The organism is Falsihalocynthiibacter arcticus, assembly GCF_000812665.2.
Taxonomy (GTDB): domain Bacteria; phylum Pseudomonadota; class Alphaproteobacteria; order Rhodobacterales; family Rhodobacteraceae; genus Falsihalocynthiibacter; species Falsihalocynthiibacter arcticus.
The window spans coordinates 2,403,005-2,423,827 of sequence record NZ_CP014327.1 but is presented as its reverse complement, the minus strand read 5'-3'; the positions used below and the strand labels follow the sequence as shown (position 1 = coordinate 2,423,827).

The window sequence follows — 20,823 nt, the reverse complement described above, 5'->3', positions numbered from 1 at the left end:
TGCTGGCAAAGCTGCCCTTGTTGCATGCCGCAGCGAAGGTCCGAATTTTTCCCGCCCCGCGCAGGCCTTTAAGCGCACCGTCACACCACCTGCCTCGTTTTCGCATCAAAAGATGCACCATAGCTTATCCTAACGCTGTCAATCGCAGAGTAAAAAGGGTCCAGATCGCGGCGTAAAACTGGTCCACTGACTTCTCGTTTGTCGTGCGCTTTGGTGCGCGTGCTCCCCATTTAGCTAACGCGTGCCAAAGCGCATGTTGGCCCTTGGGCCGACATTGTTCTGATCTTGATGTGTTTTGGTTATTGGCGGCTCTTACGGCTATGTTTGAGCCGGTAACTCTCGCCATTCATCTCCAGGATATGGACGTGATGGGTCAAACGATCCAGCAAAGCGCCTGTGAGCCGTTCGGAACCAAAGACTTCGGTCCACTCATCGAAAGGCAGGTTCGAGGTGATTATAATTGAGCCGCGTTCGTAGCACTGGGATATCACCTCGAAGAGGAGTTCCGCACCAGATTTGCTGAGGGGCACAAATCCCAATTCATCAATGATCAACAGGTTCTGGCTCGTCAGGTGCTTTTGAAGCCGCTGCAATCTCCGCTCATCCTGCGCTTCAATCAGATCATGGACCAGGGCTGCCGCCGTCGTGAAGCGCACTTTCAACCCTCTTTGGCATGCCGCCAACCCAAGCCCCAAAGCAATGTGCGTCTTACCGGTTCCCGATGGGCCGAGGGCGATGATATTTTCTCTGCGATCTATATAATCACATCGTGCGAGGTCCATTGTCAGCGGTTTGTTCAAGCTGGGCATAATCTTGAAGTCAAAGCTATCCAGGCTTTTGGTGCTTGGGAACTTCGCCGCTTTGATCCGCCGTTCGATCATCCGGCGCTCCCGATCTATCAGTTCCATCTCGCACAGGCGCGCCAAATATTGAATGTGATCCTTATTCTCGGCAGCACATATCTGGGCTTGTTTTGCGTACTCCCCTTGGAACGTTGGCAAGCGTAACTTCTTGAGGTGATGTTGCAGAAGGATTTGGGGGGCTTGGGTCATGCCGCGGTCCCTCCCATCAGGCTCATGTAGCTGGCCGGACGTGTTGTTCCAACGTTTGCCTTTGGCAGATAAGGATAGAAGTCCAAATCCAAGCGCGGTGGGCGCTTCTCAACTCGGCACAACACAAGGTGTTTTACAGCGTCATAGCCAATCGCGCCCAGATCAATGGCATGCTGGATCGCACCCTGCACAACATCCATCTCAAAGGTTTCCAAAAGGCGCAGGACTTGAACATATTCCCGCTTGCCCGGCTTACCCATTCTGGCTTCGAGCAGTCGGTGCAAGGTAGCGAAGACATCCGGTAGATCCCAGCCCTGCAAAGGGGCGGCTTGATCCAAAGCCCCCACCTTCTGCTCAATCAAAGGCAGGAAGTGGAGCGGGTCAAAGATCATGTCCGCTTTGGCGTAAGACCGCTGATGCCGTGCTATCACCTCATTGCCGCAGCCAATAATGACCTCATGCACAAAGCCACGCACGTGGACGTCGTGATGGGCATAGGCCACGGGCACAGAGTAATCATTGCTACGGTAGCGCACCATTGAGATTGATGTGGCCCGCGTGCTGACATGGTCGCAGGCCTCATACTCTGCGACAGGCAACCCCATCAGGGCATCAAGATCGGATATCAAACGCTGGCCAATAGTCTGGCTGTGTCCGCGCAATTTGTCACTCTGGCGTTCCAAACACCTCTGTTCCAAGTGCGCATTCAGATCATCAAAACTGTCGTAACGTGGCGCAGGCACCATGAAGTTGCGTCGAGTGTATCCGACCATGCCCTCAACGTTGCCTTTGTCGTTCCCCCGCGCAGGCCGACCAAACTTGTCATCAAACAGATAATGCGATTGCAGTTCTGTAAACCGGCGTGTGCGAACACGTGTTCTGTCCCCTAAAATACGCGCAACAGCGATCTTGGTGTTGTCATAGAGAATGGATTGGGGGATGCCGCCGAAGAACGCAAAGGCAGACACGTGGCCGTCGCAAAACGCTTCTGTCGTCTCCGCAGGGTAGCCCTTCACAAACACTGCGTCCGAATGCGGTAGGCTCATCACGAAGAAGTGGATCTTACATTCGACGCCGCCAATCACGCCAAGGGTCTCACCAAAATCAACCTGCGCGTGGCCGGGCCGATGCGACAACGGCACAAACACCTCTTTCGTGCGCCGCTTTTGCTCGCGTACGTAATACGTCACAGTCGTCAAGCTGCCAGTATATCCATGCTCGGCTCTCAGGCGTTCATAGATGCGCTTTGCTGTATGGCGTTGTTTTTTGATCAGGGTTTTATCAGTCCGAAGTATCTCGTCGATGATGCCAACATAATCATCAAGCGTGGGGCGACGTGGCGCTTCTGAACGACGATAACCAGGAGGGAGTTCATGACGTAGCATCTTCGCTATCGTCTTACGGTCCTTGTTGAAATAACGCGCCGCTTCACGAGCAGACATGCCGTCCTTCAAACAAGCACGGCGCACACGACTATAAATATCCACAGAATACATCTCCCGCCCTCCGAATAAACGAAGGACACAAACTGGCGGAATTTTACTCCGCTACAACTGCGATATGTCGAAGCTGTTTCTGTGGCCCAGTATTGCAGTGCGTTTTACATGAATCACAAAACTGAACTCAACGGAATCCTATCGATTCAATATTTAAGCTCGACGCTTTAGCTGCACTGTCCTCTGATCAAGTGTAGCCAACACTTGCGACATAGTATCGACCTGATCGTCGTACTTGCCGTTCGGAAACTCGGCCACCTCGCTCAGAAAGGCCTCAAGGTAAAGTGCTGATTTCGGAAGGCGCACCTGCCCTGCCTCAATCTTTGCATTCTGCAGTGACATCCTCGTTACCTTGTCGTCCTTTACGGACAAAGCCTGGACGTCGTTCAGACCGTCGCGCAGCAAATCATTTCCCAAAGCGATCCCCACTCCGGCTTTTTCAACCACAATCAGATTTGGTTTCCACTTTCGCCGAAGATCGCGGGCCTCTCTCAGCATGTCTGGGTAATGATACTGGGCACGCCGCACATCCAGAAGGTCAACATGATCGTTGATCAGGCCCCATGTTGTACAGACGGCGAAATCATTGTTAATGCCTGGTACGGCAGCCGTATCCCAGCTTTGTACAACCGCCTCGTACAGAATGGCCCCGGGCACACCGTCATAATCCCCGAACCATTCCCGTTTAATTAGATTGCCACCGGGTAGCGTGGGAGACTGCTGGTACTGAGCTTCAAAGGATGCTGAACCGATCTCATATCGGATTCGATCCATCTCGGCTTCGCCAATACGCTCGGGATGTAGCAATTCGCCAATCCCCCGGTGCCATGTGGCATTGTCGCCTAACGGTAAAGCCTGCGGTTCAACGGCAAAAGCTGGCAGATTGAAGACCTCCCAATTACCTGTCGCAGACAGGCGGCCGACGAGGTCATCCACATGTAAACGCTGGGCGACGACTATTATAGCACCTGACTTTGGGTCATTCAGACGACTGGCTAGCGTGTTGTTAAACCAGTTGTGGCAGCTGTCTCGTTTGACTTGGGAATGCGCATCCTCCGCTTTCATCGGATCGTCGACGATGAGAATGTTGCCCCCCTTCCCTGTCAACGTCCCGCCAACTGATGTGGCTATCCGGCGGCCCTTCTTGAGGGTGTGGAACTCGTCAACAGCACTCTTTGAAGGATCCAACTGCGTCCAGGGGAATGTCGCACGATAGAATTGAGCCCTCATGAGTTGTCGGGTTTGTCTACCGAAGTCCTCAGCAAGTCCCGCGCTGTAACTGGCACAAACAATCTTCTTTGTGGGCTCGCGGCCAAGCAACCAGGCTGGAAAGGCGACACTTGCGATCTGAGACTTCAAATGGCGCGGCGGCAACGTAATGATTACCCGCCGCAACTCACCAGCAGCCACTCGCTCCAGAACATGGCAGAGCGCCCGGATGTAGTACCCCGCAACAAATGTGTCGCCGGGGTTTAACTCCGTAAAGCCTCGCTGCACGAACGCATGGAGATTGTTGGCGTAGACCCTTCGCATGAGATCACTATTCATTTCCATCTGACACCTCCACCTTGAGGGCAACGAGCTCAGCCTGCCAGTTTCCGGCATCAATCATGACGGCGATATCTGCATCGGTGAATTCTGGAGCGTCAGTGTTTCCTGCCAATTCGCTTGCAGCCTGAAGCATTGAGGTCAGCAGTCGTGCCGCACCAACATCACCTTTAGATGCACTATTGAACATGGCCGAGACCACAACATCCATTTTAGCCATCTTTTTCTCGGAACCGTTTTCAATGACCGTTACCTTCTTGCTGGCGTGTTTTGCGATCATCTTGTGGAGGTTGCCCGGGCCCTTTGAGCGCCCTTTTGGGTTGCCAGAATTTCCAGGTTGGAACTGGTGCTTTTGAGGTGGTTTTCCGTACCCAACCTCATATGCGCCTGCGGTCTTAGGTTCTTTTTTCATCAGAAGTCCTCCTTTGATTCCATAGAGAGAGATGCCGACGTCCCGCCGAGTTCATCGTAAAGTGGATCTGTTCCCTTCGACCGCTCGGCTTTCATTTCGGCAAACGTCAGTCCAGTCTTGTCGTGGACGGCATCCAGCCCAGTCAGGGCTTCCCAGCGCCCGATGGCGACATCGACATAGATTGGCGAAATCTCCACACCAAAGCATATCCGGTGTGCGACTTCTGCGGCCAACACCGTTGTCCCAGAGCCCAAGAAAGGATCAAGAATGATGTCACCGATGGCCGTCACATCCAGAATGGCATCTCTGACCAGGTTGATAGGCTTTACTGTCGGATGAAGCTTGAAGTCGTCGATACCCGACGTCTTACCGCCAGTAGCACCTGCATACCGCCAAACATTGCTCCTGTTGCGACCGAACTTGCCCAGTTGAATGTTGTTCATATGGCCAGCCCCAGCTTTTCGGACAACAAGGACAAACTCATGCTGGCTGCGATAGAAGGACCCCATTCCAGGCTTGTCTTTTGCCCAAACGCAAATATTCAACAGCTCAAGACCAAGATCGTCGATCACGGATGTCAGGTCAGCTAAATGCCTCCAGTCCATACAAATAAATAGAACGCCACCTTTCTTCAGCGTGGTTGCCATGGCTCCAATGGTCTGGTTTAAGAAGATACCAAACTCCTTCTTCGACATCTCTCCGGAGGCTTCGGCAAACTCCTCAAACTTACCTGACCCGATGCACACATGGCCATTCACTGCCACATTGTATGGAGGGTCTGTAAAAATTGCCGAGACGTTTTCCCCCGAACCCAAATTGGCCAGCCCCTCGGGATGCCGCGCATTGCCACATAGAATGCGATGCCCGTTCAACCGCCAGAGATCACCAGGTCGGGTCACAGCATCCGCATCAATTGCGGGTAGCTCGCCGGGTTGATCAGCAGGATGTCCGGCCACGCCATCAGCAGAAGTGTCATTCAGAACGATAATCTGATCAATTTCGCCGACTTCAAAACCAGTGTAGGAAAGGTCATTCTCGAATTCGAGCAAGTACGAAAATTCTGCTCGCAAAGCATTGTCATCCCATTCGCCAAGTTCTTGTGTTTTGTTGAGCGCGAGCCGCAGGGCACGGATTTCTACTTCGGTCAAATCGGAGGCGATGATGCAAGGGATGGTTTTGATACCGAGTTGTACTGCAGCCTCAATCAAAGCATGCCCGTCGATAAGCTCGAATTCAGCGGTCAAAAGAACAGGCTTTCTGACACCAAATTTCGCAATCGTGGATTTTAGTTTCCGGGTTTTATTTTTGCTTACATTGCGAACCCGATGATCGGATTTTTTGATGTCGGAAACACGCACATATTCGATCTTCAAGTTGGGCAAAAGATCGTTGCGTTTTGCCTGAAGCCCACCCGATGTTGCCGTGAACTCGGAAGTCACCTCAGTATCACACAAGAGGTTCTTCGGTTTTTCAGTAGGTTCTATTTTAGGATGATTTAGAAATTTAATGCCCATTCTGGACCCCTTTTCTGATTAACATTTCCGCAGGGGCGATTGGGAGCAGACAAGCGTCTTTCGTGGCCAAGCGGAATTTGCTTAAGCGACGATGACCTCCTGTCACGTCGGTCCATCTAAGTGGATGAACGATGACCATCTAGTCGCAAATCTACAGACGGCCGTCAAGGTAAAAATACCACATATGGTTGACAGACGCGCCTCAGGGCGACATGTAGTGCTCTCGTAGCAAAATACATGGTGAGATTAAGGGCAGTTATGAGCGCGCAATCAAACATCGGCGAAAACTGAAATTAAATAGAAATGCGCATTTTTTCCCTGATAACGGCAAGACCTCTCGCTGTTCGAGGCAAAATTTTCCCTGTTAACTTTTTAGGGAATTTATTCTTAACATATTGATATTTCGTCGCAATCAGCCTGAATTTCACGCGGATTGGCCCATTTTCGCGCATTTTCCCTGTTAATTTCCCTGTTACCAGGGAATTTGTGGCGAGACTGGTTCGCTCAGGACTGGCTCCACAGCCAATACTTTCATATTGCCAATGGAGCATAAGCGTGCAAATTTTGCCGCTTTCGTGCAAATCCTTGTCAAGATGTATTTGTAGAGCTTCATCTTCTATTTTGGCATTCCGAATATATTGATATCTGCTTTCGGCCCAATCCGGACCTCTATGCGCCGCGCAGCTAACGGCAGGAAAGAGCCCATAGTCACCGTTGCTTCTTTGCTTTTTCCTCGCATGCGAAGGCTTGCAACACGATACCCCGCTTTTCATTTGTGTATTTCCGCAAAGAATCTAAAATGAACGGAATTCAGGGAGGCGTTTGTGAAAATCCTAATCTTAGTCTCAATTCTGGCCGCAATTGGTTTTGCTGCCAATGCAGAAGAACAACGCATCGAAATCAATAACGTCTACCCGCTTTCTCAAGAGAATTTTGACCTTGGCGATCATATCTTTCACCTTACGGACAACAAGGGCGGTTTTGAAGTTATTGAAGGTCCTTTGGAAGACGGAGTCACCCGATGCGTTGGTTCAGGCTTCGGATACCAAGATGGAACCAACTCTATAACTGGGATATGCGTTTTCGGAGAAGGTGAAGACACGTTCACAATGCGTTGGAAGGCTGGAGAGAAAGGCGCGGCAAACAACTGGGAAATCGTCACTGGCACGGGGCGCTATAATGGTATGACTGGCAAGGGCATTGCCACAACGGATATTGTTTCGGCGTACCAAGCTCTGCCATTGAGGCGGACTCACATTGTTGGAGTTGTGGAAGTTCCCAACTGAAAAAACATACAATCGAAGATTGTGATGGGTCAGACTTGTTCGCAAGACCATCGGCTCATGGCCATTCTCTCCGAAATGCAGCAGTTTATTTCGGCAAAGCGAGCAGCGAACGGCGGCAAGGTCCCGCCTGGCGATCATCGGTGCTGACCACAGCGAACGGCAGTTCTCCTCCCTTAGTGAAGATTGCTGCGCTTGAATATGGCTTCTGCTTCCCTCCAAAAGCGGAACTTGGTGGTAAATGCAACGCACCAGCAGCGCCAAGCTTAGCTGAAAGTGCGCTAGCGACCCTTTCCCTGCCGAGCATTGGAAACACATTCGCACCACGAACCCAATTGAAAGCACGTTTGCAACGGTTAGGCATCGCACTGTAAAAACCAAGGGGTGTCTGAGCCGGAAGACAGGTCTCGCAGTGGCGTTCAAGTTGATGATGTCAGCACAAACAATATGGCGCAAACTTGACGGGGCCAGATTCCTTCAATATGGGCTCGAAGCTCCCGCTAGCTGCATTTTGCGAAATAATTGGCAATTGGCCGCGAATGCCGGGTGGTTACCTATTTGCGGATATTTTTGTAATAGCAGGTGTACGCTCATCATTGGTTCGCCCAGAGATGAAGTTAATAACCGGCCGCTCTAAAGACTGGTCTATTCGGATTGGCGGACCGTCCAAAATGCGTTTTCCAGAGCTTGTGCCGCTTAGAATCTCCGGCATTGAAAGAATGCGCAGCCTTCTCAAATTATCTTACGGGAATAATTAGAAGGTGGCACCTTAGACGGGGACGACGACATCGCGCCCTGCGACCCGCTCAATGGACAAGTTTGTTCCGAACAGATCACTCAACATGCGCCCCGTCATTGTAAGTCCGCGTGGGCCTGAGGTGATAAGCTGCCCATCCTTTAAAGCGACGATGCGATCCGCGTAACGCGCAGCGATGCCAAGGTCGTGCAAGACAATAACAACGCTGCGCTGGCCTATACTTGGGCGGGTCAAAATATAAAGCCGATCCATTATGTCGCGAACATGACGTGGATCGAGGGCTGAGAGGGGTTCATCCAACAGCATCCACGGCGTTTCTTGCGCCCAAGCCATCGCAACAAACGCTCGTTGTCGCTGCCCACCTGATAGCGAATCAAGGCGTCGTTCAGCCAATTCCCCAAGATCAAACGATGCGATGGCTTCGGCAATTTTGTGGTGATCTTTCTCGCTGGGACGACCTTGATGATGCGCCCAGCGACCAAACCCAACCAAGTCGCGCACCGTAAGGCGCGCGGTGACATGTTCATTTTGTGCCAGCAGCGCCACGCGGTGGGCGCGTTCTGGCGCACGGGCGCGTGCCATGTTGAGGCCTTCTACCTCGACGGTTCCCATTTTTGGCGCAATCAGCCCTGCAATGGCATTCAGAAGCGTTGATTTTCCCGCGCCGTTCGGGCCGATCAAAGCGGTAATGCCGCCTTGGCCAAATTTAAGCGACACGTCCGTTAAAATCGTGCTGCCACCTTTTTGGACAGTGAGGTTTTCAATTTTAATCATGCCGTGGCCTCCGAAGCACAAGGAACAGAAAGAGTAAACCACCCGCGAACTCAACGATAACTGAGAGAGTGGACTGTAGCCCGAGGAGGCGCTCAAAGACAAATTGGCCAAGAACGAGGATCGTCGCCCCAATAATCGCCGCCCCTGGTAAAAGGCGTGCGTGACGCCATGTTGGTAGGACAGCGTGAGCCAAACTCGAAGCGAGCAAACCCAGAAAACTGATAGGCCCCACCAATGCGGTTGAGGTCGCGACCAAGAGCGCCACAACCGCGAGGGCAGCAAACACAACGCGATCGTAATCGAGGCCAAGGGGCAACGCCGTGCCGCGCCCCAAGGCGGCAAGGTCGAGCAGACGCGCAAGGCGCATTGCAGCTATAAAGCTTAGGATCAAAACACCTGAAGCGATGATGAGTTGAGTTTTGTCGACCGACCCGAAGGTCGCGAAACTGGCCTGCTGGACGATTGCGAATTCGGAAGGGTCAAGCAAGCGCTGCGCCAAACCTGCGAGGCCCCGCAACAATACGCCAATGATGACCCCCGTAAGCACGAGACGCAAAATATCGTCTGCGCCATTTCGTAGGAGCACGCCAAAGAGCGTCAGCGCCGCAGCGACCAGCACAAGCGTTTCCACGCCAAATTGGGCGAGCGTCGGGAGTGCAGCGAAGCCCGCACCGCCAAGCATCAAGACAAGCCCCGTTTGGATAAACACAAAGAGCGCATCAAAGCCAACAATACCCGGTGTCAGCATGCGGTTGGCGGCGATGGTTTGGAACAACACAGTTGCCGTGCCTATGGCAACCCCGACCACACAGAGGGCTGCAAGCTTGGTAAACCGTAAAGACAGGATAAACCCCGCAGGTTCGCGCAAGTTCCAAAACAGGAAAAGTGCAGAGGCCATAACGAGGACAAGCCCGAGAGAAATTAATCTGCGATCAGCCATGAGCGCGCCTTGGAGCGGCGTAAAGGAGCCAAAGGAAAATCCCCGCGCCAAGCACTGCAAATATTGTTCCTGCGGGCACTTCATACGGGTATCTGATCAACCGTCCAATGATGTCACAAGCAAGCACCATACAGCCACCAAGCCACGCCACCAACGGTAGGTTTCGCCGCAAATTGTCGCCGCGCCAGCGGGAGACCACGTTTGGCACAACCAAGCCGACGAACGGAATTGATCCGACGCTCACAACCACAACCGAGACGATCACCGAAACCAGCACCAACCCCGTCAGCAATGTTTGACGGTAATCCAACCCAAGGCTACGTGCGGTATCCTCGCCCAGACCGAGTATCGTGATGCGGTCAGCCGATAGCCACAAAAGCCCCGCAATGCCCGCGACCACCCAAAGCAATTCGTAACGCCCACGCAAAGCGCCAGAAAACTCGCCACTCTGCCATATGCCAATGTATTGAACCAAATCAGTTGTCCACGCGAGCCACAGCACCGCGGCCCCAATAATTCCGCCATAGATCAACCCGACCAGTGGCAAAAGTACCGGGTCTCGGCGTGGCACATTGCGGGCAAGCCACAAAAACCCGAGTGTGCCGATTAGCGCCGACATCGCGGCCACCGACATTTTGACCATTAAGGTGGCCCCCGGAGCCAATAAGGTAACGGCGAGCAACCCCAACATAGCGGATTCTGGTGTGCCGACGAGGCCTGGTTCAACCAATCGGTTCTGCACGCTCATTTGCACGACAACCCCTGCGAGCGCCAAGCCAGCCCCCGCAAGAAGAGCCGCGAATGTGCGCGGCAGTCGGCTCACGGCCAACACCATCGTCGCGTCGAGGTTGCCTGCAAAGAGATCAACCACCCCCACAAGGCAACTCGCCCCCACAAGGAGGGCGAGCGTCAGTATTGCAATAATCCAGAGTTTCACAGGCTTGTATTAGCTGGCGTCAGGCGCAAAGGCTGATGTGACCTCTGCGATTGTGCCCATCATCGATTGAATGCCTCCGCCTGAGAGGTAAAGACGCGCTGAATCCAGATAAACGATCTGCCCTGCTTTGCCAGCGTTGGTTCCCGCTACGAGTGGATTGTCGAGAGTCACAGCCGCAGCTTCACCATCTTGTCCGATGGCCGCACCACGATCTACGACGAAAATCCAGTCAGGATTTACATCTGCGACAAACTCAAACGAGACCGCTTCGCCGTGTGTCTCGGCAGTTAGATCTGGATATGCCTCGGGTAAACCAAGTGCAGTGTGCAACCAGCCAAACCGTGAATCGTCGCCATAGGCGGAAACTTTGCCGCCATTTGTGAGTAGGATGAGCACGTCCCCCTTGCCTTCCGCTGCAAGTTTCGACTTGGCAACGGCCGCATCCAAATCCGCAAGCAAGGTCGTCGCTTTCCCTTCAAGTCCAAATATTTCGCCATAAGCAACGACACGCGCTTCGGCTTGAGTAAAGAATTCATCACCCGAGATTGTCATGTCGATGGTGGGGGCGATTTGCGATAGCGGGGCAACTTGCGTTTGCGAACGCCCACCCGCGACGATTAAATCTGGAGCCATAACGGCCAAAGCTTCAAAATCTGGCTCAAACAATGTGCCGACGATCTTTGTGTTTGCGAAGGCCTCGGCCAAATATGCTGGAGGCGTAATATCAGGAACGCCCGCAACCTTAAGACCAAGCGCGGAAAGATCGTCGATCGCAGCAAGGTCAAGCGCGACAATGATTTTAGGCGCGGCTGGAACGGCCATGCGACCCGTCGCGGTTTCAACCTCAACGGTTTGTGCAAGCGCAAAGGTAGGTATAACAGCCAAAGCCAGCGTAGCGAGAGTGGTTTTCATGGTATTCCTTCTCATTTTCTTGGTGAGTTATGAATGACTCGACAAAGGCGACTCAATTTGTCAGATAATATCTCAGACAGAAATACTCAGGAATAAAAAAGATGCAAACACAATTTTCCGATGAAGGCCGCTTTCAAACTAAAAATGCAAGCAAGTATCTCCAACAACTGTGCAAACACTTCGCTCACAAGATCGATGTACAATTTGATGAGAATTCTGGGAAAGCTGCGTTGCCAGCGGGCCCTGCAACCTTGACTGCAACAGTTGACGAATTGGTCGTCACACTGAACGCTGAAAGCCCAGAAGGGTTGCAACGCGTTCGCGATGTCATCGACAGCCACCTCGAACGGTTTGCTTTCAGAGAAGAATTCAAGAAAATGAAATGGACTAAACTATAAAGCTAACTGCTTATGCGGAATGGTACGCTACCTGAAGTAAATGCCACACTGGTCTCAGAGCTTCTTAGCTATCATTGAATACCGAAAGCACGGGGATCCTCGACGGGCCGCAGACAAATGGCAGCGCACTCCAATTCATTTCAATTTGCCAGAATAGAAGAGTAGCCCCTAAAGGCAGTTTCATTTTTTCAAAATTTGAGCACTAATTTCAACAGGGCATGTGCAACAGAGAAGCGACCCAGAAACTTGGGGCTACAGACCGTGCTATGCAAGCTGACTGTGTGTCAGAATGCTGGCGGAAAGAAGTAGGAACAGGAGAGAATATCAGTTGGATAATTTTGCATATATTCTTGAGAATTGGGTTGGGACAAGAAAGCACAGATTTGGCAATGACTTCCAATGGTCAGTGGCCACGCGCGCCTGCTAAAGCACACCAAAGTTGCACCTTGCTTACGCCACCAGCTTGGCCAGCGCCAATTGGGTCGACATATGCGATACTTCGATCTTCTGTAATAAATATTTGAGATATGCCTTCTCACCCAGCCAAGCCAGAAAGCCCAGGTGCGCAAAACGGTGGCGGACACCAGAAAAAGGCATTTGTTGTGAACACTTTCGTTCATAGTGAAAAGTGATGTTTTATTTTGTGAAAGAATTAAAATGTTCGGTGACCATCCAGATAACGACGCAGAATCTTCATGGCTTGGCGCCTTTGATGCAAAAATGGGGAAACCCTCAAAATCCGAAGAGGCATTTCATGAGCGGGCGACCCAGGCCCTACCCTATCAGTAAATGTTGCGGCTGTGACGCGTTTTTCGGTAAAGTTTCTGAAGTCAGGACCTGATGGACAGATTTGAGTATTTTAATAACAGAGGATTTCTGCTTCATCTTATCAATTTGGAGTTCGAGATGGCGAAAAATGCTGTAGTGTCGAACGCAATCCTTGGATGTATGAGCGCGGAATGCTGCGGTGCCTCAGATGTTCCAGCCGCATTCTGCGATGCGACTGCCCGACCACTACAACTTTAATCCGCAAGCAACTAACGTAAAAGGAAGAACCATGATTACCAAGATAATTCTCGCCACCGCCCTGTCTCTGACTGGCGCTACAATAGCAACGGCGCAAGACGCCGATATGAGCTTTTTCATCACCAGCGCGAACCCCGGCAACGGCGCTGATCTCGGCGGTTTGGAAGGTGCGGATGCCTATTGCGGCACCCTTGCCGAAGCGGCCGGCGTTACTGGCAAGACATGGGCTGCCTATTTGTCCTCAAGCGCAGTAAACGCGCGAGACCGGATCGGAACCGGCCCATGGAGCAACGCTAAAGGCGTCGTTGTGGCGCAAAGCGTCGATGATCTGCACAGCGATAGCAACAACCTGACTAAGGACACCTCAATCACCGAGGCGGGCACCGTTATCAATGGGCGTGGCGATACTCCGAACCGCCATGATATTCTGACTGGTTCGGATATGGACGGCAATCTGGTTGGCAATGCCTGCGAAAACTGGACCACAAATGGCGAAGGCTCCGCTATGGTCGGGCACCACGATCGCACGGGTGGCGGCGATAATCCGACAGCATGGAACGCCGCGCACCCCTCACGCGGATGTGGCATGGAAGCGCTGCAGGGCACGGGCGGTGATGGCCTCTTTTATTGTTTTGCGACAAACTAATCAGTCACCCCGTAAACACTGACGGGCACGCGCCGCGTGCCTGTTTTTTTATTGCGACATCATCACACCTGGACACCGTTCCCCTTGGCTCAGCACCCTGGACTTTTCCGCCCCACGGTGGAGAAATTAGCGGGGGACGACTGTTTGGACGCGGTGCATCGGATATGAAAGGCGGTATAAGCAAACGTAAGGTCCTATTCACTGATAACTGCCAGTTTCAAAGCGTACTTGATACGCCACTTCAGGCACCATTGTTTCTATACAAATCCAAGCTTATGATCACGCCGTCACCAACTTTCGGGCATAGCTCAACGAATTATTCATAGTTAACGAGCTGTGCCTTGGATTTCATCAAGCCCGCATTGAACCCCTGCGTGAGCAGGATGAGTGCAAGAATATCTTAGTCTATTGTGGCCGATGGGGGCACTCCAAGTTCCCGACAACAATCGCATCATGCTCTCGGGATAGCTCGCGATAGTTAGTTGCAATGATCCAAGGTTCTTCAGGTTGATTATCGTAAGCGATGGGTCTTGTCGGAAAGATGTCAAAAAATTCAAGTCAATTTCTCTGGTTGACAGAGCTTAGCGTTTTGGACACCGCAGTGAGGAGTTCTTGACGGCTTACTGGTTTCATTAAGCGGATATCAGTGGGCTTAAGCCCATTGCCGTGCACCGTCGCCTCAGATGCATAACCTGACAAGAAGATACAGGGAAAATTGGGATCAATCAACCGAATGGCCTTAGCCAATGCCGGTCCTTGAAGGCTCCCTGGCATCACGATGTCTGTCAAAAGAAGGTCAAACCGAGGGTCCGCATTGAAAATTTCTAAAGCTTTGTCGCCTGTGGCTGCGGTCGTGACTGAGTAACCTGCATTCACCAAAATGCGTTTCAGAATGAGCAGAACTTCTATTTCATCCTCAGCAAGGAGAATTTCAGTTTGTTCGCTGGGGCTATGAAACTGCTTGTGCGGCTCTCTTTTGCTGGGAACTAAAGCCTGAGTTGAAGCCTTAAAGTAAAGTTTGAATGTTGTTCCGACACCAACCTCTGAATAAATGCGGATAGCACCTCCGGATTGTTTAATAAAACCATGTACCATCGAAAGTCCTAAGCCAGATCCACGGCCAACACCTTTGTCGGTGACGAAAGGCTCAAAAACATGTTCTAACTTTTCGGCAGGGATGCCGTGGCCGGTATCGCTAATTGCCAACATGACATAACGGCCCGGATCAATATCCTCACCCCACTCTAACAAATATTCTTCGCCAATCCGCATGTTTGCGGTTTCGATTGTCACCTTGCCACCTTCAGGCATCGCATCTCGGGCATTTAAGAGGATGTTGATAATCGAGGTCTCTATAGATGTTTCATCAACTTCAACATCCCATAGTCCAGCCTGCAAAGACGTCTCGATGTTTATCGTTTTGGGCAAGACGCGGGCGCACCAGGACATCGTGTTTTGCACGTTGTGATTCAGGTTAAGTCGCTTTGGTTCCAGATGTGCACGGCGCGAAAAACTAAGCAGGTTTCTGGTCAGGCCCGCGCCACGATTGGTCGCATCAATAGCTGTTTCGATAAGGTCTTTCCAATCTTCTTTGCGATCTATTTCAAGGCACAACTCCAGATTTCCAAGAATGATGGCAAGTAGGTTGTTGAAATCATGCGCCACACCGCCCGTTAGAGTGCCAACGGCTTCGATTCTCTGCGACTGGCGCAAGCGTGTTTCGGCAAGGCGCAGCTCGGTCAGGTCAATGCTTGTGCCGATATTTGCAATTACCTTGCCGCTTTCATCAATAACTGGCTCTACTATTTCGGAGATATACCTAATCCCATGATCCGGATGCAGAGCGCGGTATTCATAAACTTGGTCCTCGCCGTCATTTAGTCGAGCTATTGCGCTTTCGATGATGTGGCGATCATCGGCATGTATGTGGCTAAGATCTGGGCTGTGCCCCGAAGTTTTGATGATATATTCGTCCGGCATCAAACCAAAGTGTGCAGCGTATTGATCCGAGCAGAACGTACAAGTTCCAGTTGATTTTTCGTAAGAAAAGAGGCCGATACGCGCAATGCGGATCGCTGTTTTTAGCCGCGCTTCACTTTCAGCCACCATGGTGACCTGTCTGTTCTTTTCCACTATCTCTTCGGTCAGAGAAGTTTCAAGGGTCTTCTCTCTGTGACGCAGCGCTTGCATGCCGGTATCGCGTTGTTCTCGTAGTCGCCCAAGCAATGTGCCCAGGAGAGTGAATAACACCGACCCCAGGGCAACTTGCAACAAGCTTCCTGTCAAGGAAGCAGGTCCATATCCAACGAGGTATGAATTAAAGACAAAAAGTGACGCAATCAGTCCGGAAATCAACCCGGAACGTTGTCCGCCCATCGATCCAGCGATCACCACGCAGACTACGATGATGAGAAACGGAATAGGAATTGCCAACCCTGTGCGAAAGGAGACCTCGACCGAAAGCACGGCGAGAACTGTGGGCAAAACCCATGCCAACTTGATCATTTATGGTACACTCGCTGCAAACCGGATCATCAAAGCCATTACCTTTACCTCGAAGTTGAACGGAACCGGATAAATATTCTATGTTTGGAACGGCGTCTCGACAATTACGAGAGTTCGTTCGAGCAACCTGTCGTATTGCAGCCTAAATAGCAAATTAGGCGGTTTTGTAAGGGCGTATTTTGTTGAAAAACTCCGATATCGGGCGTTCGGGTCAAATTTGACAGAATTGTATTCTGGTTCTCTCAAATTCTTCCAATATTTCTTGGCATATCCTAATCAACGAAGAACAGCTTTCTGATTTTTAAAAGTTTGCAGACGCAGCAAAGAGTTTTTCCACAGAATCGGTGGGAACCGGACTTTCGCTGCAAACGCGAAATAGAAAGGGCAATTTGAAGAAAACGGACGCTCGGGGCTGCGACCCCGTTTTTTCGATGTCCAAATGCAGCGAACGGCAGGAACGAGCCTTTGACAAATGCCATCCCGCAGCATTTCGGATGAGCAGAAAATCCAGCCTATTGCAAACGGGCCAGAGTGGTTTGAGCCAACGAAGGCTGGCAGACGGTCTCTAAACTTGGTGAAGGTTGGTGAAACCGTCCGAAACCAAGCAAGTCGCTTATCGTCGAGAACTCCAAATTCAAAGCAGCAAAGACCTCTTTTTGAGTACTGCAGACCGCGACCTGCACTCCCGCCTGTTGCTCGGCAAGAGATTGATACATTCGCGCGAATCCAAATGCTAAATCACTCGGAGCATATACGACACATTTGGTCTTGCAGTCGGAATGCATTTCTGGTGCGTTAACCATGTGCAGAGCTGACCATATCTGTTTGAAATCGGCGTCCATGTCGGTGAAATTCGAGAAATCGCAAAGTTCGGGGCGGCCCTGCAGGTAGTTTTGATCCGCCAGATATGCAGGGAACATCTTTCGGAACTCTACCAATCGCACTCGTCCAGACCATTGCGCATAAGCAAGATTGAGATCCGTAGAGATCAAGTATTCGATAGGCAAAGAAATTTCTCCGATAAGGCTCAAACTGAGCTGTTTCATTATCCGACAGGTAAAATTTCTACTCTGTGAAAAGGATCACACTCCAGAACAGTTTTCGGTTTCAGGTCACAATTTTAGGAAGTCCTGACCCAAAAGGCAAGTGGGCTACTTGCGCTGCGTTTAGAAAATCGGCGTTAGTCACGTCTGTGAGAAGGTCCGCGCAGCGGCCGTTCGTCTTCCTAACTATTAAGAGCGGACCAATTCAAAGGGGGAGGCTCATTATCTTGTATCTCGTCCTATTGGTAAGGCAGAAACCCGGTATCGTTCCTTAGGGGCGCAGGTCAGGGGAAGTCGGAAGAAGTGATGTGGGCGCTTACGTCCCCCTATGGAGATTGGAGACCTTTGCTCTTGGCGTCTCACTAAAGGGAAAGGGCATACTCCATACGATCATGCTCGAAAGCTTGGGCACAGGCGTTAAGCTTGGTGCCAGTAATCCCATGTTTCCTTAGAGCTTCTCTCCATTCGTTCGAGAGGGTCTTGGACATTTCCCTTACAATTTGGAGGACTTCGGCTTCATCGTTCAGCCCGAAAAATGGTGCGGCATCTATGGCGTTCTCTACGGAGGGATCGAAGCCGTGGATGGGACTGATGCCTGTTTCGAGCTTTGGGTGTCGCTTTGGCTGTGGATTTACGTCGAACATGGGAGAAAGACGCCATTGGTTATTTCTGACGTAGAGGAGACCATGGTTTTTGAGATGGTCATCGGTGTTGGTGATCAGGATCCCAAACAGCATGCGGGTCCATAGCTCTCGCATGTCTTCTTCTGGATTGACGGATATTGTGCGCAGCGCGTCAGCGATTTCGGTGTAAAATCCTGATGTGGTGCCGGTGACCCCAAGTGCGGTGCGCGCGGAGATGTAGGGCACGCGGCCGGAGTTTCTGCGATCAAATCGTTTGATCAGCGCGACAGGGTGATCGCTTGCGGGAAGAGCCAGCTGAACTTCTGGGACGCGAATACCGACGCGGGACGCAAGCTTTAGCGTTGCGACCTCCATGCGCTCGACCGGCCATGTGTCGTCGACGGATGTGAATTTTACGATCCAGAGATCGTTCCCGTCAATGACGTTGGCTTTTGGGCGCGCGCCTCCAAGGGATCCCGCAGCGCCGGCCAGCTCGCGCACTTCTTGTTCGGCGCCGTGCGGGTCTCTTTCGAACCTGGCGGTAACGCGCCGCAGATCATCGATTTTAGTCAGGTGTGGAACGGGCGGCAGGTCGGATAGGAAGGGGTCCCCGTTGTGATCAAGGAAGCGCAGCGCGCCTTGCCGGGCGGTATCATCAGAGGCGACGAGGAAATCAAACTCTGTGGCGCCTTCGCCCAGGATCTTTCTGAGCAGTTTGCGCCCCCAACTATCCGGGGCGGTATCCGCAAAGGGGCCCGCAAGAATGTCGAGCTTACGACTTTCGCGACCTTGGGCTGAGTGGTGAAATTCAATCATATGTCTGGGCATGCTGGGGCAGAGGTCAAATCCAATAGGATTAACCAGCCATTCCTGATCATAGATGAATGTGGAATGAGATCTTCGGCCGTCGCTCTCAAAGATGAGGCGGCCGACGGGGATCATGCTGCTCCCCAATACAACTCTTGCCTCGGGCATCAGAAGCCGGTTCCTTCATCGTCCGTCTCGGAAGACGCTCGCGAGGCTGCCTTTGGGCCCCGGTGCGCGCCTCCAGAGTTTGAGCGTCCGGGAGTTATTTTTATGGAGGTAGCCGCTCGCCCGGCCACTATTTTTCTCAAGTGAGAGCCAGAGTTTTTGTATTTGTTTTTTATGCGCTCGGGCAGGCGCATGTGATCAAGGCTGAGACCAAGCTGATCTTGCGCGGGGTCAAGAATGTTTTCGAGACGATCAAGCTCGCCAAGAGCAAGGAGGGCCATTGCAAATGTTTCAAGGCGCACGCCGCCGTCTCCGCTCTCAAGTTTTTTGAGCGTTTTGTCAGAAACATCGATCCGTTTGCAGAAGTCTGCTACAGATAAGCGACGCTTCTTGCGCGCGGTCCTGATGTCTTCGCCAAGTTGGCGTAAGGTTGAATTGACTTGAATCGAGCTCATATTTCACACTAAAAACCGGACTATACTCCGATTTACACCCTGCATTTCGGAAATTACTCCGTAATATATAGATTTTTAGGCCAAAGAGTCAAATACATCAGCGTAAATCGGAGTATTGTTCTGAATTACCGCTATTAGCCGGAGAATACTCCGAAAAATGACGAAATTGCGGTCCTATGTGTTGTAGAAGGCAGGAGGATTATGGCCATCAGTTGATGCCGTTTGCGCGTTGTAATTCACGAATGTAGGCAACGATCATGATCACATTAGCACGTGTAATCCCGTCAACAGCAGGCATATCGCCAAAGGGCCAGCCCTATGCAAAAGTCTTATATTTTCGCTGCGTGCTCTCATAGAGTTCAGAATACTGCAGCAGCGAAGAAACCTTTGCCGCCATGCGGCGGGAAAACCGACCATTCCTGTGGGGCGTAAAGGGTTTCATTGGTTGAACTCAAAGGACACGGTCGATGAACGGTCACGCATTTGCTCTGTTCCACCTGCGGGAGGACAAAAGTGCTATTCCAATCAGGGTTGCCCCGCCCAATCCGGTGATCGTTTCCGGAATGTGAATCAGGGTCTGCGTGTACATGATGACCGCCAGAATTAGGATGGAATAGAACGCCCCATGCTCCAGATAGCGATATTGCGAAAGGGTGCCGCGTTCGACCAGCATGATCGTCATAGCGCGTACGTACATCGCCCCGATCCCGAGCCCGATTGCAATGATGAACAGGTTCTGGCTGAGTGCAAAGGCCCCGATGACACCATCAAACGAGAACGATGCATCGAGGACTTCGAGATAGAGAAACGCGCCAAGACCGCCTTGCGCCGCGGTTTTGGCCGCAGCACTTGTACGGTCCATAATAGCACCAATGGTATCGACCAGCAGAAATGTCAGCAGCCCGTAGAGACCCGAACGTAAGAAGGTGTTGGTCTCCTCGGTTGGGAGGAACGAAGCAAAGCCGATCAAGAGAACCAGAACCAGTGCCACTTCGACGCCCTTGATGGCGGCGGAGGATGCCATCCGCTTTTCGATCCAGTTAATCCAGTGGAGGTCTTTCTCTGAATCGCAAAAAAATCCGAGGGCGACCATCATCAGAAAGGTGCCTCCGAAGGCCGCGATAGACACATGCGCCCCTTGCATGATGAGGGCGTATTCTTCGGGTTGGGTGGCGGCGAGCCGGACAGCGGCCAGCGGTCCGATCTTGGCCGCAACTACTACGATCAGAAGCGGGAAGACGATACGCATCCCAAAGACCGCGATCACAATGCCCCAGGTCAGAAACCGCTTGCGCCAGATCGGCGTCATGGTTCTTAGTTTGTTGGCGTTCACGATGGCGTTGTCGAAGGACAGCGAAATTTCCAGCACCGCAAGGATGGCGCATACCAGAAAATAGCTCACAAGCCCGGACAGCGTGCCCTCTGCCCGCCACCCCAAGAGTGCCCCCACCAAAAGCCCCAAGGCCGTGATGACAAAGGGCCAGAACAGATAAGACAAGGTCGATCGTTGAACGCTGGAGGTCATACAGA

At 51.8% G+C, this 20,823-nt stretch carries 19 protein-coding genes and 1 pseudogene; 5 read left to right on the top strand and 15 right to left on the bottom strand.

Translation table 11 applies throughout. The features are described 5' to 3' along the window. Window positions 1-299: 299 nt before the first annotated feature. The 6 genes from istB to RC74_RS12020 form a co-directional block, all read right to left on the bottom strand. Window positions 300-1,052 carry an IS21-like element helper ATPase IstB gene (istB, locus tag RC74_RS12045; RefSeq protein WP_062628113.1) on the bottom strand — a complete coding sequence of 251 codons (753 nt, stop codon included), beginning with the start codon at window positions 1,050-1,052 and terminating at the stop codon, window positions 300-302. After that, window positions 1,049-2,548, bottom strand: a complete 1,500-nt coding sequence (gene istA / locus RC74_RS12040) for an IS21 family transposase (RefSeq protein ID WP_062628238.1) — start codon at window positions 2,546-2,548, stop codon at window positions 1,049-1,051. Before istA ends, istB begins: the two co-directional genes overlap by 4 nt. A gap of 153 nt (window positions 2,549-2,701) precedes the next feature. Beyond that, window positions 2,702-4,102 carry a phage terminase large subunit gene (terL, locus tag RC74_RS12035; RefSeq protein WP_052274764.1) on the bottom strand — a complete coding sequence of 467 codons (1,401 nt, stop codon included), beginning with the start codon at window positions 4,100-4,102 and terminating at the stop codon, window positions 2,702-2,704. Next, window positions 4,089-4,508 carry a DUF5681 domain-containing protein gene (locus RC74_RS12030; RefSeq protein WP_052274765.1) on the bottom strand — a complete coding sequence of 140 codons (420 nt, stop codon included), beginning with the start codon at window positions 4,506-4,508 and terminating at the stop codon, window positions 4,089-4,091. Before RC74_RS12030 ends, terL begins: the two co-directional genes overlap by 14 nt. After that, window positions 4,508-6,022 (bottom strand): DNA modification methylase, encoded by a 1,515-nt coding sequence (locus RC74_RS12025; protein WP_052274766.1) that lies wholly within the window; start codon window positions 6,020-6,022, stop codon window positions 4,508-4,510. Before RC74_RS12025 ends, RC74_RS12030 begins: the two co-directional genes overlap by 1 nt. Window positions 6,023-6,315: 293 nt before the next feature. Further along, window positions 6,316-6,795, bottom strand: coding sequence for a hypothetical protein (locus RC74_RS12020; protein ID WP_039001668.1), 480 nt, complete (start codon window positions 6,793-6,795; stop codon window positions 6,316-6,318). 51 nt (window positions 6,796-6,846) lie between these two features. Here RC74_RS12020 and RC74_RS12015 point away from each other — a divergent pair, with 51 nt between their 5' ends. Both RC74_RS12015 and RC74_RS21770 read left to right on the top strand, forming a co-directional pair. Beyond that, on the top strand, window positions 6,847-7,308 hold the full coding sequence (locus tag RC74_RS12015) for a hypothetical protein (RefSeq protein ID WP_039001669.1): 462 nt from the start codon (window positions 6,847-6,849) through the stop codon (window positions 7,306-7,308). A 289-nt stretch (window positions 7,309-7,597) separates the two neighbouring features. Continuing rightward, window positions 7,598-7,771 (top strand): annotated as a pseudogene (locus tag RC74_RS21770) (IS256 family transposase); the annotation flags it as partial. A gap of 303 nt (window positions 7,772-8,074) precedes the next feature. On the opposite strand, the gene RC74_RS12010 reads toward RC74_RS21770, so the two are convergent. From RC74_RS12010 to RC74_RS11995, 4 genes are read right to left on the bottom strand one after another with little or no spacing between them, the layout of a single operon-like run. Next, window positions 8,075-8,836: an ATP-binding cassette domain-containing protein gene (locus RC74_RS12010; protein ID WP_039001670.1), complete on the bottom strand. Its 762-nt coding sequence runs from the start codon at window positions 8,834-8,836 to the stop codon at window positions 8,075-8,077. Beyond that, the gene (locus RC74_RS12005; RefSeq protein WP_039001671.1) at window positions 8,829-9,776 is read right to left on the bottom strand and encodes an iron chelate uptake ABC transporter family permease subunit; all 948 of its coding nucleotides are present in this window, start codon (window positions 9,774-9,776) and stop codon (window positions 8,829-8,831) included. The genes RC74_RS12010 and RC74_RS12005 overlap by 8 nt, the downstream gene beginning before the upstream one ends. After that, the gene (locus RC74_RS12000; protein WP_039001672.1) at window positions 9,769-10,713 is read right to left on the bottom strand and encodes an ABC transporter permease; all 945 of its coding nucleotides are present in this window, start codon (window positions 10,711-10,713) and stop codon (window positions 9,769-9,771) included. Before RC74_RS12000 ends, RC74_RS12005 begins: the two co-directional genes overlap by 8 nt. A 9-nt stretch (window positions 10,714-10,722) precedes the next feature. Continuing rightward, window positions 10,723-11,625 carry a siderophore ABC transporter substrate-binding protein gene (locus RC74_RS11995; protein WP_052274767.1) on the bottom strand — a complete coding sequence of 301 codons (903 nt, stop codon included), beginning with the start codon at window positions 11,623-11,625 and terminating at the stop codon, window positions 10,723-10,725. Between the two features lie 101 nt (window positions 11,626-11,726). On the opposite strand from RC74_RS11995, the gene RC74_RS11990 reads away from it, so the two are divergent. The 3 genes from RC74_RS11990 (at window position 11,727) to RC74_RS23550 (ending at window position 14,021) form a co-directional block, all read left to right on the top strand. Further along, window positions 11,727-12,023: a DUF2218 domain-containing protein gene (locus RC74_RS11990; protein ID WP_039001673.1), complete on the top strand. Its 297-nt coding sequence runs from the start codon at window positions 11,727-11,729 to the stop codon at window positions 12,021-12,023. Between the two features lie 1,057 nt (window positions 12,024-13,080). Next, on the top strand, window positions 13,081-13,695 hold the full coding sequence (locus tag RC74_RS11985) for a hypothetical protein (RefSeq protein WP_082802273.1): 615 nt from the start codon (window positions 13,081-13,083) through the stop codon (window positions 13,693-13,695). Next, a complete protein-coding gene (locus RC74_RS23550; protein ID WP_082802272.1) occupies window positions 13,677-14,021 on the top strand; it encodes a M20/M25/M40 family metallo-hydrolase in 345 nt (114 codons plus the stop codon). The genes RC74_RS11985 and RC74_RS23550 overlap by 19 nt, the downstream gene beginning before the upstream one ends. A gap of 232 nt (window positions 14,022-14,253) precedes the next feature. Here the strand turns inward: RC74_RS23550 and RC74_RS11980 are convergent, their stop codons facing one another. The 5 genes from RC74_RS11980 to RC74_RS11960 form a co-directional block, all read right to left on the bottom strand. Continuing rightward, window positions 14,254-16,200 carry a hybrid sensor histidine kinase/response regulator gene (locus RC74_RS11980; RefSeq protein WP_052274768.1) on the bottom strand — a complete coding sequence of 649 codons (1,947 nt, stop codon included), beginning with the start codon at window positions 16,198-16,200 and terminating at the stop codon, window positions 14,254-14,256. Window positions 16,201-16,712: 512 nt separating this feature from the next. After that, window positions 16,713-17,246 (bottom strand): hypothetical protein, encoded by a 534-nt coding sequence (locus RC74_RS11975; protein ID WP_039001674.1) that lies wholly within the window; start codon window positions 17,244-17,246, stop codon window positions 16,713-16,715. Between the two features lie 359 nt (window positions 17,247-17,605). Next, window positions 17,606-18,808 carry a type II toxin-antitoxin system HipA family toxin gene (locus RC74_RS11970; RefSeq protein WP_052274769.1) on the bottom strand — a complete coding sequence of 401 codons (1,203 nt, stop codon included), beginning with the start codon at window positions 18,806-18,808 and terminating at the stop codon, window positions 17,606-17,608. Between the two features lie 32 nt (window positions 18,809-18,840). Further along, window positions 18,841-19,293, bottom strand: coding sequence for a helix-turn-helix domain-containing protein (locus RC74_RS11965; RefSeq protein ID WP_052274770.1), 453 nt, complete (start codon window positions 19,291-19,293; stop codon window positions 18,841-18,843). A gap of 475 nt (window positions 19,294-19,768) precedes the next feature. Then, window positions 19,769-20,818: a DUF475 domain-containing protein gene (locus RC74_RS11960; RefSeq protein ID WP_039001676.1), complete on the bottom strand. Its 1,050-nt coding sequence runs from the start codon at window positions 20,816-20,818 to the stop codon at window positions 19,769-19,771. Window positions 20,819-20,823: the final 5 nt, after the last annotated feature.